General features: G+C 47.1%; 17 protein-coding genes. 2 read left to right on the top strand and 15 right to left on the bottom strand.

Annotated elements, in window-relative coordinates; all coding sequences use genetic code 11:
* Positions 1 to 106: 106 nt before the first annotated feature.
* From HNQ56_RS19820 to HNQ56_RS19795, 6 genes are all read right to left on the bottom strand, one after another.
* Positions 107 to 985 (bottom strand): nitroreductase family protein, encoded by an 879-nt coding sequence (locus HNQ56_RS19820; RefSeq protein WP_429149716.1) that lies wholly within the window; start codon positions 983 to 985, stop codon positions 107 to 109.
* A 25-nt stretch (positions 986 to 1,010) separates the two neighbouring features.
* Positions 1,011 to 1,796, bottom strand: a complete 786-nt coding sequence (locus HNQ56_RS19815; RefSeq protein WP_429149713.1) for an ABC transporter ATP-binding protein — start codon at positions 1,794 to 1,796, stop codon at positions 1,011 to 1,013.
* A 15-nt stretch (positions 1,797 to 1,811) separates the two neighbouring features.
* Positions 1,812 to 2,846, bottom strand: coding sequence for an ABC transporter substrate-binding protein (locus HNQ56_RS19810; RefSeq protein ID WP_429149710.1), 1,035 nt, complete (start codon positions 2,844 to 2,846; stop codon positions 1,812 to 1,814).
* Positions 2,847 to 3,045: 199 nt separating this feature from the next.
* Positions 3,046 to 3,843, bottom strand: coding sequence for an ABC transporter permease (locus HNQ56_RS19805; protein ID WP_429149708.1), 798 nt, complete (start codon positions 3,841 to 3,843; stop codon positions 3,046 to 3,048).
* On the bottom strand, positions 3,827 to 4,366 hold the full coding sequence (locus HNQ56_RS19800; RefSeq protein WP_429149706.1) for a hypothetical protein: 540 nt from the start codon (positions 4,364 to 4,366) through the stop codon (positions 3,827 to 3,829). The genes HNQ56_RS19805 and HNQ56_RS19800 overlap by 17 nt, the downstream gene beginning before the upstream one ends.
* Before the next feature lie 67 nt (positions 4,367 to 4,433).
* A complete protein-coding gene (locus tag HNQ56_RS19795; protein ID WP_429149704.1) occupies positions 4,434 to 5,801 on the bottom strand; it encodes an amidohydrolase in 1,368 nt (455 codons plus the stop codon).
* A gap of 235 nt (positions 5,802 to 6,036) precedes the next feature.
* Here HNQ56_RS19795 and rsmH point away from each other — a divergent pair, with 235 nt between their 5' ends.
* Positions 6,037 to 7,086, top strand: coding sequence for a 16S rRNA (cytosine(1402)-N(4))-methyltransferase RsmH (gene rsmH, locus HNQ56_RS19790; protein ID WP_429149702.1), 1,050 nt, complete (start codon positions 6,037 to 6,039; stop codon positions 7,084 to 7,086).
* 70 nt (positions 7,087 to 7,156) lie between these two features.
* Here the strand turns inward: rsmH and HNQ56_RS19785 are convergent, their stop codons facing one another.
* The 9 genes from HNQ56_RS19785 to HNQ56_RS19745 form a co-directional block, all read right to left on the bottom strand.
* Positions 7,157 to 7,471 (bottom strand): class I SAM-dependent methyltransferase, encoded by a 315-nt coding sequence (locus HNQ56_RS19785; RefSeq protein WP_429149699.1) that lies wholly within the window; start codon positions 7,469 to 7,471, stop codon positions 7,157 to 7,159.
* A 45-nt stretch (positions 7,472 to 7,516) separates the two neighbouring features.
* Entirely contained in the window at positions 7,517 to 8,230 is a 714-nt protein-coding gene (locus tag HNQ56_RS19780) for an SGNH/GDSL hydrolase family protein (protein ID WP_429149696.1), read from the bottom strand.
* A gap of 154 nt (positions 8,231 to 8,384) precedes the next feature.
* Positions 8,385 to 9,539, bottom strand: a complete 1,155-nt coding sequence (locus HNQ56_RS19775) for a metallophosphoesterase (protein WP_429149694.1) — start codon at positions 9,537 to 9,539, stop codon at positions 8,385 to 8,387.
* Entirely contained in the window at positions 9,527 to 10,399 is an 873-nt protein-coding gene (locus HNQ56_RS19770) for a phosphatidylserine decarboxylase (protein ID WP_429149692.1), read from the bottom strand. The genes HNQ56_RS19775 and HNQ56_RS19770 overlap by 13 nt, the downstream gene beginning before the upstream one ends.
* The gene (locus tag HNQ56_RS19765; protein ID WP_429149690.1) at positions 10,396 to 11,022 is read right to left on the bottom strand and encodes a CDP-alcohol phosphatidyltransferase family protein; all 627 of its coding nucleotides are present in this window, start codon (positions 11,020 to 11,022) and stop codon (positions 10,396 to 10,398) included. Before HNQ56_RS19765 ends, HNQ56_RS19770 begins: the two co-directional genes overlap by 4 nt.
* Before the next feature lie 130 nt (positions 11,023 to 11,152).
* Positions 11,153 to 11,494 carry a hydrogenase maturation nickel metallochaperone HypA/HybF gene (locus tag HNQ56_RS19760; protein ID WP_429149688.1) on the bottom strand — a complete coding sequence of 114 codons (342 nt, stop codon included), beginning with the start codon at positions 11,492 to 11,494 and terminating at the stop codon, positions 11,153 to 11,155.
* A gap of 3 nt (positions 11,495 to 11,497) precedes the next feature.
* Complete coding sequence (locus tag HNQ56_RS19755) at positions 11,498 to 14,227, bottom strand: FAD-dependent oxidoreductase (RefSeq protein WP_429149685.1); 2,730 nt, start codon at positions 14,225 to 14,227, stop codon at positions 11,498 to 11,500.
* Between the two features lie 3 nt (positions 14,228 to 14,230).
* Entirely contained in the window at positions 14,231 to 14,893 is a 663-nt protein-coding gene (hypB, locus tag HNQ56_RS19750; RefSeq protein WP_429149682.1) for a hydrogenase nickel incorporation protein HypB, read from the bottom strand.
* A gap of 16 nt (positions 14,894 to 14,909) precedes the next feature.
* The gene (locus HNQ56_RS19745; RefSeq protein WP_429149679.1) at positions 14,910 to 15,899 is read right to left on the bottom strand and encodes a DUF5692 family protein; all 990 of its coding nucleotides are present in this window, start codon (positions 15,897 to 15,899) and stop codon (positions 14,910 to 14,912) included.
* Between the two features lie 260 nt (positions 15,900 to 16,159).
* Here HNQ56_RS19745 and HNQ56_RS19740 point away from each other — a divergent pair, with 260 nt between their 5' ends.
* Positions 16,160 to 16,870: a FadR/GntR family transcriptional regulator gene (locus HNQ56_RS19740; protein WP_429149677.1), complete on the top strand. Its 711-nt coding sequence runs from the start codon at positions 16,160 to 16,162 to the stop codon at positions 16,868 to 16,870.
* Positions 16,871 to 16,931 lie beyond the last annotated feature (61 nt).

Here is a 16,931-nt window from a genome sequence, read left to right as displayed (position 1 = left end):
TTCCTCTTCCATAGCGATTTTCATCAATAGCTAACATTGTTAATAGTGTATGCTGTTTAATTTTATTTGTCAAGAGGATTTTTCTGTGTCATAATTTAACCCGATATTAATATCTGCCCAGAATCGTATCTTTCACGTCCCACCGCTGCGGGGCATAGGGGGTCTGATCCCCATAACCGACATCCACATAAGTCACCAGACGCAGGTAATCCGGTAATTCAAATCTTTTCTTCAGGCGCTCGCACATTGTTTCATTAAATGTCAGCCATACTCCCTCTAATCCTGCCGCATGGGCTGCCAGCACGATATTCTGACCGGCGGCTCCGGCATCCAGAAGCTGATTCCTCACCGGGGTAAAGGAGTTCGCGCGGTAACAGCGCATATCCTGCAAGATCACCAGATGCACCGGGCCGCCCGGCACATCACTTCCCCTGAATAAGCCCGGTTCGTTCTTATCACGGACAACAATATAACGGATGGACTGTATATTGCAGCCATGGGCCGCCCAGAGTCCCGCTTCCAATATCTTATCAATCAATTCATCGGGCACCTCCTGATCCTTGAATTCACGTACGGAACGCCGTTCCTTGACAATGGTAAAAAATGCACGTTCCATTTCCTCTGTTACCGGTGTCGGCTTAAATGGGCTTAAATCAACCTCTTCCCCTCTTATGAGTTTTTCTGCCGCTTCTACCAGAAAAGAAGCGTAACGATACTCCGGGAGGTCTTTTGACAGCCCTCTCTTTTCCCACAGCTCCAACAGACGTTTCGTGTAATCGGCCTGTCTTTCCCCTAACTTTTTATGACGGTAGGCAGTTGCATACACCTGGATTTCCAGTGTATGATGGGAGCGTTCCCTGACCCTTGCGCGAAACTCCACCTCATCCATCGTTAAAAACTCCTCGTCTGTCAAGCGCATATTGTTATTCCATATTTCCTTCGCCTCCTCAGCGGTAAGATAATCCATGCTTGTATCCCGAACCATATGCTTTCCTTCCTTTCCTGACCTTTTACAGGTCTCCGTAATAATCTGCCGGTATCTGCTTTCCGGTGTTGTTAATATCCATCATGATCTGTGCCGCGATGTCGAACAATGCTTTATCATTCCGATTTCTCCTCTGGGGATAGGGAATATCGTAGATCTTTTGTATCCGCCCCGGCCTGGTACTTAAGAGCACCACCCGATTTGCCAGAAAAACCGCTTCGTTGATATCATGGGTTACAAAGAAAATCGTCTTTCTTTCCTTCTCCCAAATCTGAATCAGCTCCTCCTGCAGGGTACATCTGGTTAGATGGTCCACCGCGCTGAAGGGTTCATCCATAAGCATAACCTTGGGTTCCATGGCAAGGGTCCTTGCAATTCCCACTCTCTGGCGCATACCGCCGGAGAGCTGGGAAGGGTACTTATGTTCAAAGCCGTTGAGATTTACCATGTTAATATATTTCCTTAACCGGTCTTTTTGCTGTTCCTTTGGCACATTGGCAATTTCCATTCCAAAGGCAATATTTTTCTGCACCACTCTCCAGGGAAAGAGCGAGGGATCCTGGAAAACCACCCCAATATCACGGCTGGCACCGTTCACCTTTTGTCCGTCAAGGAGGATTGTACCAACCGTCGCCTCAAGAAGTCCCGCCACAATTTCAAGCAGGGTCGACTTGCCGCAGCCGCTTGGGCCGACAACACAGACAAACTCGCCGTCCCTTACCGTAAGCTCAATATCTTGCAGGGCGTGTATTTCCTGATCATCTGCAGCGGTATAAACTTTAGAGACATGTTTCAGTTCAATCGTAGGCATGCTTTCTGTCCTCACTTACTTTTTCTCAGGATCTGTTAATCCAAGGGTATCCGCTGCAACCTGGGCAAATTGATTCGTATAGGTATCCGTGTAGTCTATACTTTCATCGACCCAACCATATTCCTTTAGATACCGAAAGGTTGTTTCCAGACGGTTTTCCGGAATGACGGGATAATCAAGCCATACATCAATCTCTGAGTTTACTGCTTTTTTCATTAATTCCGGAGTGGTGTTCATCTGCCCCGCTGCCCACTCGATAAACTCATCAAAGTATTCATGTTTCACTTTTTCGTGAACCTGATAATACGCCGTTATAAATCTCTGCAATTTTTCCGGTTCGTCTTCGATAATACGGTTGCTTGCGATAATCGTTCCCGTATAGTAGTCCGGAATGTAATCCCATGCCCTCCCCAAGATATGGCCGACTCCCTCTTCTTCTGCTAATACCGCAAAGGGATTGTGGATAATGGTGGCATCCACTTCACCTGACAGTAAGGTGGCATATGCATCCTGATAAGCACCATTGGCTACGAGGGTTGCTTCCTCCGCACTGATATTGTTCTTTTCCAGCATCTTTAGTACGGACAGTCTCATACCGCCCGCCGCGCTCTGCACGCCGATTGTCTTTCCCTTTAAGTCTTCAAAGCTTTGAATTTCATTGTCGGCAATCAGCCAAAAGCAGCCGGAGTACCTCCACATATTTCCCACCAGCTTTCCGGGCACTCCGTTATAGATACCCGGTATGTAGGTGCTTGGGTCACCGTCCGCAATATCAATCTCACCCCTCGTTATGAGGGACAGCACCCCAGCATTTCCGTCTGAATTCTGTACGTTTTCAAATTCAATGCCAAGCTCCTTATATAAGCCTTTTTGTATGGCAAAGTTATTTACCGCCCCGGTCATGCCCTGGGCAAAGCTGGAACGTAATACCAGCGTATCCGGTGATCCCGAAGGTATATTATTATCATTGCCAGCCGAGCTTTTGCATCCTGCCAGCATCCCTGCCATGATAATAAGTACTAAAATAAATGCTGCTTTTTTTCTGTCCATAGTTGTTCTCCTTATATTGGTTATCTGTTCCCATTATCTCCTTACTTTTTGTTGCTTTGTATTGCTTTACATTGCTTTTTGATACTTTTTATTGCTCTTCGTTACTATTCGTTATTCTTTATTGCTTTTTATTACTTTCCGTTGTTTCTCGTTGATCTTTATTGCTATTCGTTACTTTCTATTGTTTTACCTATCTTCCCTATACACGCCTCCACTTATGGCACACCATGTATTCAATAACGGAAACCAGCTTCACTAGCAGCACCGAAATAACCGTAACTATAATAATGACAAGAAACATAAGGGGTGTATTTAATAATGACTGTGCCTGGGAGAGCAAATAACCCAGTCCTGCCTTCGCCGCCTGCATCTCCGAGAACACCACACCGGTCAGCGCGGTAGCGATGGCAAGTCGTAAGCCGTTAAATATGGAGGGCAGCGCAGCCGGAATGATGACCTTAAATACGGTTTGAAAACGGTTCGCCCGGAATACCCTGGCGACCTTTAAGTATTCTGTTTTACACTGTTTGGCACCGGTCACCGTATTATACAGGATGGTAAATACCCCGAACAGAAAGATTAATATCACCTTCGATTTAAATCCGATACCAAACCAGAGAATCAACAGCGGAAGTATTGCTGTCTTTGGTACTGCCATGATTGCCGAACAAAACATATCCATGTACTCTTCCACCGGCGGAAACAGAACCCATATTAATCCGAAGAAGATTCCAACCGCCATCGCAAGCCCGTAACCAACGAAGACTTCCTCCATTGTGATTTTTAAGTGGGGAAGCAGGGTACCATCTAAAATCACATCCACACCCTTTTTTACAATTGAGGTTGGAGAAGCTAAAAATACCTTCTGCACTTTACCGCTATCCACCGCAAATTGCATGGAAAGCAGCAGCGCAGCGATGGTTGACCATTGTAATATTTGAATCCAGGGGCTTTTCTTTTTCCCTTTTTTTCTGATCCCTTTACCCTTTGGTGCCATAGGTGAACTCTCCTCTCCTCACTTTATCGCTTTCAAAGTATTCCCGTTGGCAGCTCTCGCCTTCTAAAATAACATTTTGGAGTATTCTGTGTGAAAGATGTCCCGTGAAATTCTCAATGGTGGTGGTATCAATAACATCACAATAAAAAGGGGCCAGCTCTTTAAACCAGGGGTATTTTCTTATGTATTCCCTCCAGATCTCCCCATATGGGCAATGGTCTTCTCCCCATTCCGGCACCCATCCCAAAAACGGTAAATCAATGACCTTCCTGAAATCCTCCACCGTATCCGTCTTTAACCCTTGTGCCGCCGCTTTCTCTTTCAGCTGATCGGAGCGGTCCACCGCCTGTTCAAAGACAGCCTGCCGTGCTATCTCTTTTGCTTCCTCAAGGCCAAAGCGATCATAGAGTACTTTGCTGAAGTGAAAATATAAGAGTGCAAATTGTCTGGCGGCCTTCCGAACCTCGTTGACTGCCACTTCCCTGGGCACGGAGCCCTCTGGTTTAAAATTTTCCTTACCCATCTCGTTTCCCTTTCTTATTAATTATATAGGTTTAATATGTTTTAAGGGATAAAAAAAGCTGCATGAATCAATCGCTTTCTTCTATTCGATTAAACTGATTCATAAAGGATACATATTCCTCTTTCCCTTTAAATTTAGGCCGATAGGAAGCCACAGCCTGCTTTGCTGATTTTGCCCCGTCCTTTAAAAACCGGTAGGCACATAGGGCAAACAGCTTTGCCGTAAGGATATATGCCTCCTCTTCGTCGACAATATCAAAATCCACCTGATGGAAGCCGCCTGCCGTTCCGCCTGTATGAAAGGTAAACACCGGCATGATATGCTGAAGGTCTCCGACATCCGTCGAACCCCCGCCATGCCTTTCCATATCCGCAGCCTTTGCCTTTTCTTCTCCTAACAGCTCCTTCGCAATTTCCACAACCTCCTCAGGAAATAGTTGAGATAAACCGGGAAGGTATCCGGGCATCGTTTCAATCCGGTATCCCGCACCAAGGGCATAGGCTCCCGCTTTAAAGGAGCGGTCCGTCTTTTCCGAGGCATCGGCAAAGGCATCTAAGGTCTTGCCGCGTACCAGGGTTTCCAGTACCACATCGTTGGGCACCACATTAACTAAATCTCCGCCCTTCGTCATGATGGGATGGACTCTGACGTGATCCCCGTCACGGAAGGTCTCCCGATTCAAACCGAGAGCCTGCAGCCCCAAAGAAGCTGCAGAAAGGGCATTCACCCCTTTTTCGGGAGCCGCCGCTGCATGGGCCGCCTTTCCCTTGATTTTAATTACCTTTGATACAAATCCATTGCAGCTGCCGCTGCCAAAGGAGACTCCCTCCTCTGAGGAATGATGGGCCAGACTTAAATCAATATCCTCAAAAGCACCGATGCGAATCAGTTCACATTTTCCGCCGCCATATTGGATTCTTCCCTCTTCTATCAACTTATTTTTAAATTCAACCTCACCATACTCTTCCGCCGGAACAGCAAAGAAGATCAACTGCCCATCCAATGCGGAAGCTACCTGTTCATCGGTTAAGGCAATGGCTGCACCAATGACCCCGGCCAGCTGTGCATGATGCCCGCAGCAATGGGCCGCCTGGGTCTCTTTATTCACATGGGCATGCCGGGGGATTCGCAGAGCATCCAGTTCCCCAATCAAAGCCAGCGACACATTGCCCGCCTTCTCTCTGTTTAAATATGCCTTTGCTCCTGTGATGGCCAGCTTCTTCTCCACCGGCAGATTTAATCCTTCCATGAAATTAACGAATTTTTCCGAGGTACGAAACTCCTTGTATCCCAGCTCTCCATGGTCATAAATATCCCTGCCGAATTCCAGTATTCTGTTCCGGTTCCTTTCAATCAATTGTATTATCTTTTCTTCAAGAACATCCACTGCTGATTCCCCCTCTTCTTTCTGCTTTTTTCTTTTCTCAAAGATCATCTTTTTAAAACATACTAAATATGTATGTTTTATATGTTATCAATTTATAAAAATATTACGATAATATTATTTATTTGTCAACAATAAAATTAATATTTATAAAATATACGTGTTCCTTGCTTTTACAAAGTGCATTTGATATCATATGACTGGCAGGAATATTCCGAACCGCCGGCTTCTAAGAGGCTTTGAATCACATATAAAAAAACAGATATTGGAAAAGGTGGAATTAAGGATGGATCATCAAGAACAGAAACACCAGCGGCGTATCAGATATAAAGGGACTCACCCAAAGACTTTTAAAGATAAATATAAGGAACTGCAGCCGGAGTTATATGCGGATACCGTGGCAAAGGTAATTCAAAAAGGCAGTACCCCTGCCGGTATGCATCGCTCTATCTGCGTTAAAGAAATCCTGGAATTCCTACAGATCACTCCCGGGCAAACCGGACTGGATGCAACCTTAGGTTACGGCGGTCATACCCTGGAGATGCTGAAATGTCTGAATGCTAAGGGGCATTTATATGCTACAGATGTAGATTCTATTGAATTGCCGCGTACCAGGGAGCGCTTAGAGAGCTTAGGCTATGGCCCGGAGATTTTGACCATTCGGCAAATGAACTTTTCCAATATAGATCAAATTGCCGCCGAAGCAGGGCCGTTGAATTTTATATTAGCGGATCTGGGTGTTTCCTCTATGCAGATCGACAATCCTGAACGGGGATTTTCTTTTAAAACAGAAGGGCCCTTGGACCTACGGCTGAATCCGTCAAAAGGCGTCTCCGCGGCGGAACGCCTTAAAACCATTTCACAGGATGAATTACACAGTATGCTGTTGGAAAATTCGGATGAGCCCCATTCTGCGGAAATCGCCCGCGCCATTGTTACTGCAATAAAAAAGGGAGCCGACATTGTGACAACCAGCCAGCTCCAGCAAATTATTAAAGATGCACTGAAATTCATCCCGGAAAAAGATAGAAATGATGAAATTAAAAAATCCTGTCAGAGATGCTTTCAAGCATTACGGATTGATGTGAATAATGAATTCGAAGTGCTGTATGAATTCCTGGAAAAGCTTCCTGCGGCCATGGCTGAGGGCGGACGTGTTGCTATCCTCACGTTTCATTCCGGGGAAGACCGCCTCGTCAAGAAATCCTTTCAGCACTTCTATCGCGAAGGCGTCTATAAAGAAATCGCTCCCGAGGCTATCCGGCCCTCCGCGGAAGAATGTAATTCCAACAGCCGCGCCCGGTGTGCAAAATTGCGTTGGGCTATAAAGGCTTGATCCGCCCGATCCACTGGTCTGTTTCAGCCTGGGAGGTAGTCAGCCGCTTCCCGCATAAAAACGGAAGCTTCTATATATTGATTTGCTGAAAGGACACATTTTCATAGCTATTGTACTTTTCCTTTACCTCCTCAACCATACCTTCTGATAAATCGGATAATATTAATGTGCTGTTCTTCCCGATATGCTTTATTTTTTCTTTCCACATATCACCGTTACCGCAGCCCAGCTCTAAGATACGGCAATCCTCCGGTATTTCATACTGTTCATTAATCCAATTTCCAAAGCCCTGTTTATTTACACTGTATTTTTCATGGATCGCTATTCTAATATTAAGGTTATCTGAATTTGAATACTGCTTCTTTACATTTTCGATATTGCTCATGTTATTTATGTGATCTCCCCCACCCACTTTTTTCTTCCTCTTAACTCAACGCGCCATAAGAACGGTATTTACAAATCCCTTTGCAAAATGATCAAAAGACGATGCAATGACTTTCTGTCCCAAGGTATTGGGATGGGTTCCATCCTCGCAAAGTAATTCTTTCACATCTCCTGCTTTCAAAAATGCTCCCCTTAAATCAATCAGCGGAACCTGGGTTTCCATGGCAATCTTCTCAATTACCCTGGAATAGCTTTCCTGATGATTATAAATGGTACTGATATCACCTAACCAGGTAAGGATATTCTTTTTATTTAAGCTTCCGCAGAACCAGTCAAAAAACCGCTGCGGCTCCAAGGGCGGAAGGGTCGTCAAGATCGGTATGATCCCTTTTTTCTTCAAGGTATCGATGATACCGCAGTAAATCTCCGTGAAAAGCTCGATTGGTGTGTTGGGTAAATGATTGCCCGCCGGATTTTCCGAGATGGCTTTCCAATTAAAATCGCAGTCATTCCCGCCGTAATCCATGACAATCACATCACATCCCAAGTCCTGTTCCAGTCTCTTCTTAAGCTGTTCACTGCCTTTTTTTACCGTGCATCCAAAGCTTGAATAATTTTGAATTTGTATCGGGTATTTCCTGCTTAAGGTATCTGCATCGATATTATTATTTACGTAGTATTTTTTGTTTACCGGATTGATCTGTATTCCCTTCAGTATCGAATCGCCAAATACTCCAATCTTAATCATTTGCTCCAGCATCTTCCAACCTTCTTTCAAATACAACGTCACATAGTTATCATTACTATATGATAGAATATTATACGTCATTTGTCAACGGGTTGGTTTGCACCAGATCAAAATTTTTGTTGATTTTCAGTAACAGTTCAGAAGCTTTCCGGCCATATTGCTTCCGCTATTGGGAGGGAAATTCAATCCGAACTGCCGCTATCTCATTGTCAGTGGCGACCCTCTGAGGGGGTCCCCATGTTCCTGCCCCCGAGGTGACAATCACCTGCGGCCCGTTATCCGGCATCTGATAATATCCGTAATCCACATCAAACAGCGCATTGGTAATCAGATTAAAGGGGAACATTTGTCCCTGATGGGTATGCCCGCAGAAAATCAAATCTACATTCCCGCTGTATTCTTTTATATTGCCGGGCTGGTGGTCCATGACAATCACCGGAAGATTTTCCGTTCCCTGGGGAAGCTCCAGCGCTTTACGCCCCTCCCCCTGCCTGCCGATGGGTGAGGAGTCCATTCTGCCCGCCAGAACAACTCTGCCGTCAATGACCACCGCCTCGTTCTTCAGTACCTGAACACCGGCTCCGGCGAGAAAATCCATCATCTGATCATAGCTTGCCCCGGCATCATGATTGCCGTGAACCGCATAGACACCATGGGTTGCCTTCATCTCACGGAACAAGCGCTGAAGCGCTTCCGGATTCTTCAGCGATGTGGCGTCACCGTCAAAAATATCACCTGCGATGCAGATAAGATCCGGCTTTACGTCATTTACCGCCGCAACGATTTTCTTCATATGATTTTCTTCCATCACATATCCAAGATGCAGATCACTGATCAAGGCGATTTGCAGGGAATCCCTTTCCTCCGCCTCTGTCCCCAAGCGAAGCTGTACCTCATATCTGCCGGTCTGGATTGCGGATGCATGAACCGCGCCATAGACCGACAGCCCCGCCGCAATCACCAATACAGCGGTTCCTGCGGCAATCGAAGCCTGCTGGGGCAGCTGCGCCGGCAACAGACGAAGGATCCTGCCCAGGAACAGCAGCAAATCCACTAGATTGGCAAGCATCATAATGTATAAAAGAAACCCAAGGGCATAATGCGCGATATTAAAAATAATACGGGGCAACCCATTGTTCGGTATACGGCTAACCACAAAGAAAGCCAGAACCGCTGTAAGGATCACTCCGTATACCGTACCGTACATCACCGGGCTGACGCCGGTAAACAATGGCCTCAGCCACAGAAAAAGCTTCCGGCCTGCGTTTACAAATAATCCGACAAAGGCCGAAAGTGCCAAAATAAGTGCTATAACCCACATGATGAAAGCCCTCCTTCCGCTTTTTCACCAATTACTTCCCCGACACGCAGGACATGCTCCTCTCCTCGTAAAGTGGCTGCCAGAATATCCTTCTTTATCTGAACAGCGCCTTCCTTGAAAAGAAGAAGAATGGTGGAACCGCCAAACTCAAAAAGTCCCTTTTCCTCGCCCCTGGAGAAGCTGCCGGAGTTTTTATGGTTCCGGATCTTCCCAACCATCAAGGCTCCCACTTCAATCTGTATCACATCACCGAAATGGGCTGTGCGCATCATGGTACACACCCTGCTATTCCGTACAAAAACAGGATAATGGCAATGGGCGATGGGACGTACGGTATGAAGCACTCCCTTTATTTCCTTCCGGGCAAGAATCTCCCCGTCATCAACATAGCAATACCGGTGATAGTCATCGGGAGTGAGGCGGAAGATAACACAGGTGCCGCCGGTAAAATCCTTTGCAAGCACTTCATCCTCCAGCAGATCCCCTATGGTATATACTGAGTTTTTGATACGAAAAGCGTTCTCTCCTGAGATCGTATAAGCCGATGCCTTTCCATCGCAGGGGGCAAGCAAAAGATGTGCGGGACATTCCTCTGAAAATTCTTTTTCTTTTAATTCCCGTATAAAAAAATCATGAAAGGAGCGATAGCGCTTCCTTGCAAATCGCTTCATATTAATCCCGTTTTTCCGTATATAGCTGTCTATCAGTATTGTGGATAACGGCATTTTTAGAAAAGCACCGCCAACAACGGAAAAAACAGGCTGCGTAAGTATCTTCAGCACAGCCCGTCCGGCAGGGGTACCATAGAGGAACCTGAGTGAGGCGCTTTCCTTGGCGGAATGGGTGGCTACGCCGCTCATCTGCGCATCACAACCTTAATAATCAGCACCACTACAACCGGGATGCTGACCGCTCCCAGAGCAAGCATCGTTCTCATTTTCAGCTTCTGTACATGAAACTTCGAAACAAAAAGAACTGCGATAACCGCCAGAAGAATGCCATAGGATTTCGGAAGCGAAAAATCAAACCAGAGGCTCAATAAATAGGTAAAGGGTATGATAATCGCAACGCTTGTGACCGGCAGCCCTTCGTAAAAGGTTCTGCATTGATTGCCGCTGCTCTGAATTACCATCTCCGTTACATTAAAGTAGGCCAGGCGGATCAGTGCCGCGAGAATATAAACCGCCACCACCATCACCATGGGAAAGCGGTCCATGCCAAGAGCGAGGCCGATTGCGCCCGGAAGCACGCCGAAGCTGATGACATCGGCTAATGAATCAATCTGGATACCATAGCTTTTTTCAGAATCGCTTCGTTTAAAACATTTGGCGACTGTTCCGTCAAACATATCACATATGCCGGAAATAATCAGGCATACTATGGCCGTGGAAATATCGCTTCTAAACGCACAGCTCACGCCGATCACACCAAAAATCATATTCAAATAGGTTAACCAGGTTGGTATGCCATAATAACCATTCATAAAAAATCCTCCCCTAATATCAGCTTTCCTGCGTATGCCCCTTGCCAAATAATATCGCAACCGGCCGGACTTGTCAAGACACGAGAAAAAGGGCTCCGACTAAAATACAACCGAACCCCCTTTCATCAACTCAGCACGCCCTGATTTCCTTCAGGTAAAACTCTCTTCCGCTGATTATCTCAAATTCTTCACTCCTGCACTCCGGGCACACCCTTGCATGTTCCAGCAATGGATATACCTTCCTGCAGTTTCTGCAAATCCCATTGGCGGCGAGTATTTCTATTTCTAATTTGGTATTTTCAAGCACGGTCCCATCTACTGCCGCGGGGAAGCAGGCATGAAGATACCTTGGAACCACCGAAGACATTTCCCCCACCTGCAGGACAATTGCCTCCACCTCCGAGAGCCGGTTTGATTCCGCCACCTTCAATACCTGTTCAACAATATGGTACATGATACCCAGTTCGTGCATCGTTTATCTTTTCCCTCCAAGTACTCTTTTGGCAGTTATCTTTACCTTACGCTTAATGACATGGGGTATAATCGCCTTTTTTATGCCCAGGAACTCCACACCCTTACCGTCATAGACCCGTTCCAGGGTAATAGCATCAAACTTACATTTTGTGGCACACATTCCGCAGCCCACACACATGTACTCATCCACCACGGTTGCGCCGCAGCCAAGACACCTTTGGGTCTCCTTCTGCATCTGCTCCTCCGTAAGCGCTGCCCGGATGTCACGGAAGGTTTTCTTCGCTTCCTGTCCGTCCAGCTTTGCCGCCCTCTGGCGTGGTGTTGTGTCATAGCTGTCGATCATAACAGCTCTCTTATCTAATTCGGTATACTGGCGGCGGCTGCGCCCGATGAGCAGATCCTGCCCCACCTGGACAAAACGGTGAATGGAAATCGCCGCCTGCTTTCCTGCCGCGATGGCATCGATGGCAAAGCGGGGGCCGGTTACCGCATCTCCGCCCGCAAATACATCCGGCTGATTCGTCTGGTAAGTGAGTTCATCCACCCGAATGGTATTGTTGGGATTCAGAACCGCCTGGCTGCCCTCCAGAATACCGCACCAGTCGATGGACTGGCCTACCGATAAGAGAACATAGTCCGCTTCTGCAATCATTGTGTCGTTTTCATCATACTTCGGACTGAAACGGCCGTTTTCATCGTAGACACCGGTACAGCGCATCAATTCAATTCCGGTTACCCTGCCGTTCTCCCCAAGGATACGCTTAGGTCCCCAGGAATTATTAATTACGATGTCCTCCTCTTCCGCCACGAGGGTTTCTTCGTTCAGGGCAGGCATCTGTTCTCTGTTCTCCAAACAGAACATGCTGACTTTGTCCCCGCCGGCGCGAACCGCCACACGGGCTACGTCGATGGCTACATTACCGCCGCCGATGACTACTACCTTGCCGGAAATCTTTTCTTTTTCGTTCCGGTTAATACGGGAAAGGAATTCTATTCCGGAAATTACGCCTTCATAGTCTTCTCCTTCTACCCCCGTCTTCCGGCCCTTCTGGGCTCCGACTGCCAGATAGAAGGCTGCATATCCGTCCGCCCTTAGCTGATCCAGGGTAATATCCTTTCCTACTTCTATTCCGGTTTTAAAGCGAACACCCAGTTCTCTCAGGATATCAATCTCTGCTTCCACAATCCTCTTCTCCAGAACGAAGGAAGGAATTCCAAGGGTCAGCATTCCGCCCAGAACCTTTTCCTTTTCGAATACCGTCACATTATATCCGTCAACCGCCAGATAGTATGCGCAGGACAATCCAGCCGGGCCGGATCCCACAACGGCAATTTTCTTATCGCTGTAATTATAACGTTTCTTCGGGATAAAGCGGGTCTCTTTGCTCAAATCCTGATCTGCAATAAAGCGCTTAATATCGTCAATCGCGATAGGCTCATCCAGATCCCCTCTGGTGCAGGCATCCTCACAACGCCTGTTGCAGACATATCCGCAGACCGCAGGGAAGGGATTCTCCATTTTAATCAACTCAAGGGCTTCCCTGTACTTGCCCTGGGCCGCTAATTTTATGTATCCCTGCACCGCAATGTGAGCGGGACAGCTGGTCTTACAGGGAGCCGTACCGGTATCCACCACCTCCTGGCGGTTGGTCCGGTAATCCGGATTCCAGTCCTCCGGTGTCCAGGGATTGTTCCTGGGGGTATATCTTGTTGTGATATCCTCCGTAACAGGCTTGCTGGAGCAAAGCTTCTGTCCCAGCTTCATGGCATTCATGGGGCAATTTTCCACGCACTGGCCGCAGGCTACGCATTTATCCTTATCCACCCTGGAAACATAGTTGGAACGCAGCATATCCACATTCTTATACATGGTTCCGGAACGAATGGACAGACAGGAGCATCCGCAGCAGTTACAGATGGCATGGGTCTTACCGGAGCCGTCGATATTGGGAATCTGGTGCATCAGACCATTCTCCTCCGCCCGCTTAATGATCTCAAAGGCTTCCTCCCTGGTGATTTCCCGTCCGCGTCCTGTGCGGATATAGTATTCTGCCGCATGCCCCATCTGGATGCACATATCCTCCTTCAGATGGCCGCAGCCCTCTCCCATGGCCTCTCGGTCCGTACGGCAGGAGCAAGGGGAGCAGGAAAAGATGGTATTATCATTCAGATACTTAGAAACCTCTTCATAACTGGCTCTGCGGCTGTTGCCCTCAATGGCCGTCTCAATAGGAATTACCCGCATCAGTCCGATTCCGGGAGGGAACATACCTGCACTCATGGGCCCCCGGACTCTGCCATACGCCTCCATGGCATAGGTTACCACCGGATATTTCTTCACCACCTCCAGATTGTTTACGATCATCTCCATAATGCCCGGAATCCAGCTTTCCGCGTGCCAGAAGGTATCCACTCCATTGATCACATTCACAAAGCAGGTGCCGTACTCTGCCAGCTTCATCATCTGCTCATGGCAGTATTCCTCGGATTTTCCCATAATACGGGCCACTTCCGCGGCAGTTCTCTTGGTATAGTAACCCATGGCCAGACCTACCTCGGCCATATCATCATCGATACCCGGCTCTAAAATAACGTATTCCGGATCATCCCACTTGTATCCGTTCTTCTTGGGATCCCTCCGGCCCAGCATATTAGCCAGGGCCAGCACCTTCTCCTTGTACTGGCACTCATATCCTTCCGGAAAATACATCTTTGTAATTGTCTGCTCCACAGTTTACTCTCCCTTCACCTCTCTATACAGCCACTCCGTCCATGCGTCCATCCCTTCCCCTGTTTTAGCGGAAATCGGAAATATCGCTATCTTGGGATTCAATTTTTTGACTCTCTCCACACATTTATCCAGATTAAAATCAAATACTTCCATGGTATCGATCTTATTGATGATCAGTGCATCGGATATCTGGAACATCAACGGATATTTCAGAGGCTTGTCATCCCCCTCGGGAACGCTTAAGATCATGGCATTCTTGGTGGAGCCTGTATCGAATTCGGCAGGACAGACCAGATTCCCCACGTTTTCCAGAATCACAAGATCAGTTCCCCTGGCATCCAGTCCCTGGAGTCCCTGTCTGGTCATATCCGCGTCCAAATGACACATTCCGCCTGTGTGTAACTGGATTACCTTGACACCGGTCTCGGAAATGGTCCTTGCATCCACATCGGAATCGATATCCGCCTCCATGACCGCAATGCTAAGCCTGTCTTTCAGGCGGTTGATTGTCTTTACCAGGGTGGTGGTCTTCCCCGATCCCGGAGAGCTCATAAGATTCAGCAAAAAGGTGTTCTCACTTTTTAGCTGCTCCCTGAGACGCTGTGCATCCTTGTTATTGTCCTCAAATATACTTTCCCTGATTTCTAAAATTCTAAATTTCTTCACTCTGATCCCATACCTTTCATTTTTCAGCCAGCGCTGCGATTGCCTGATGCTCCCTTAAGTCCGTATATAATTCGCCCTTATAAGGATTGCGTTTTGTCTTCTTCCACTTATAAATCATATAAACCACTCCCCCAATGTTAGCCGCCAATGCTAAAAAGCTGACCACAAAGTATATGGCAGGATTATAGGTGGAGTCCACACGCCATTTTCCAAAATCCTGGAACAAGGGAAAGGTCTGGGCAAACATGCACCACAGTGCCAAGGTCTGGGCCCGGTGCTGCAGCCATGCGCCCTTGCCGACCGTAAACGCGCACAGAGTCGGTGCCAGCAGCAGCGCAAATCCGCAATACCACGCATGGTGGGGCAGACAATTATATGTATAAGCAAAATTCCATAAATCATATGCCAGAATGTAAAACCACAGCATATCCGGCCAGAGCATATCCCTGCTGCCGTCCTGCTTCGTCTTCTTCCTGATCTTGATGCCGAACCAGCCGGTAATAATCACAATATTCAGGATACCGGCAATTGCATTCATATAATTCCAGGCGCCGCCCATGAGCAGCACCGGTGCATCAGCGGTCACATCCTGGGCCATTACGGCATACTTGCTGCCCACTTCAAAATCACGTGCTACCGCTTCTAAAATATTGATAGCCAGGATCAGCGGAGGAAAACAAAGAGCTATTTTATTATCCGCCAAGGCCCATTCCCTGCCTGTCTTTTTATTGGTTCCGCGCACATGGCGGATGCACCAGAAGCCGATACAGCCGGCTGTCGACGAATATACCTTCGCCAGATGGAACCAGTCTGTGTAAGTGGTTTCTTTCATCACAGTAGACCACAGTGCCGAAAGCACGACGGGTAATACCATAAATCCCAAGATGCCGGCCACCTTAAATCTGCGGGTAACCTCATTCAGCAAAAACAGAATGAGAAATACGCCGATCCACACCAGCCAAACACTGAAAAACTCCGCACCCTCCCCATAATTAAACCGAAACATCATTCTTCCTCCTTTTAGGAAACACTTTTATTGTGGTCATACCAGTAGTGCAATTATATCCTTATTCTATTAAGTTTTGCTCGGATTGTCAAGTATTTATCAAACTTCTTGCTGTCCGCTACTGCTGATATTCAGCCTGCCAGCCTTTATATTTCATTTATTTCATATCCTCTATTGATTTTTATTTTATATTATGATATTTTTTTGATATCTGGTCATACCAGTTAAGGAATGACATCGGGTTTCAGAAAGGAATACAAATGGACTTCACAAAATTAAAAGCACCTACCTTAAAAGAGCTTTTTGTCACAGAACTCGAGACTATGATTCTTTCCGGAAAGTTAAAAATCGGAGAAAAGCTTCCGCCCGAACGTGTTCTCGCCGAACAGATGCAGGTCAGCCGCGCGGTAGTAAACGGCGGAATCGCCGAGCTTTCCAGAAAAGGCTTCTTAAAGGTAAAGCCCCGTTCCGGAGTATTTGTAATGGATTACCGCCGCTATGGCACCGTGGAGACCCTTCTCTCCATTATGAATTATAACGGCGGGCATCTGCGCCGGGACGAGATCCGGTCTATATTGGAAATTAAGATGATTGTAGATAAATTAGCGGTGGAATTGTCTGTTGACCGGCACACAGAGGAGGATATCACCTCCCTGGAGCGTTATTTAGATAAAATGCGGCGTCTGAATGATAATCAGGAAAAGGCTGCGGATGCCGCGTTCTCTTTTTATCATGAGTTAGCCATGACCAGCCGGAATACTCTGCTTCCCTTAATTTATCGTTCCTTTCGTGTCCCCGTCAGTCATCTTTGGATCAGATTTATCCAAAAGTATGGAAATGAAGTTGTCTGCAACAGTGCGGGCAAGATCCTGGAGGCATTGAAAAACCATGATAAGGAAGGAGCCGTGACTGCCGTAGAGAAAGCAATCACCGCCTCCATCTCCGGTTCGAAGGAAATATACGAGATTTAAACACAGGGGGAAGACTGCATAAAAATACCGCCTGCATTTCCAGCAGGCGGTATTTTTACAG

This window comes from Anaerotaenia torta, from assembly GCF_050433395.1.
GTDB classification, from domain to species: Bacteria; Bacillota; Clostridia; order Lachnospirales; family Lachnospiraceae; genus Mobilitalea; species Mobilitalea torta.
Note: the sequence above shows the minus strand (reverse complement) of the source record. Positions and strands in the feature narration are given on the sequence as shown.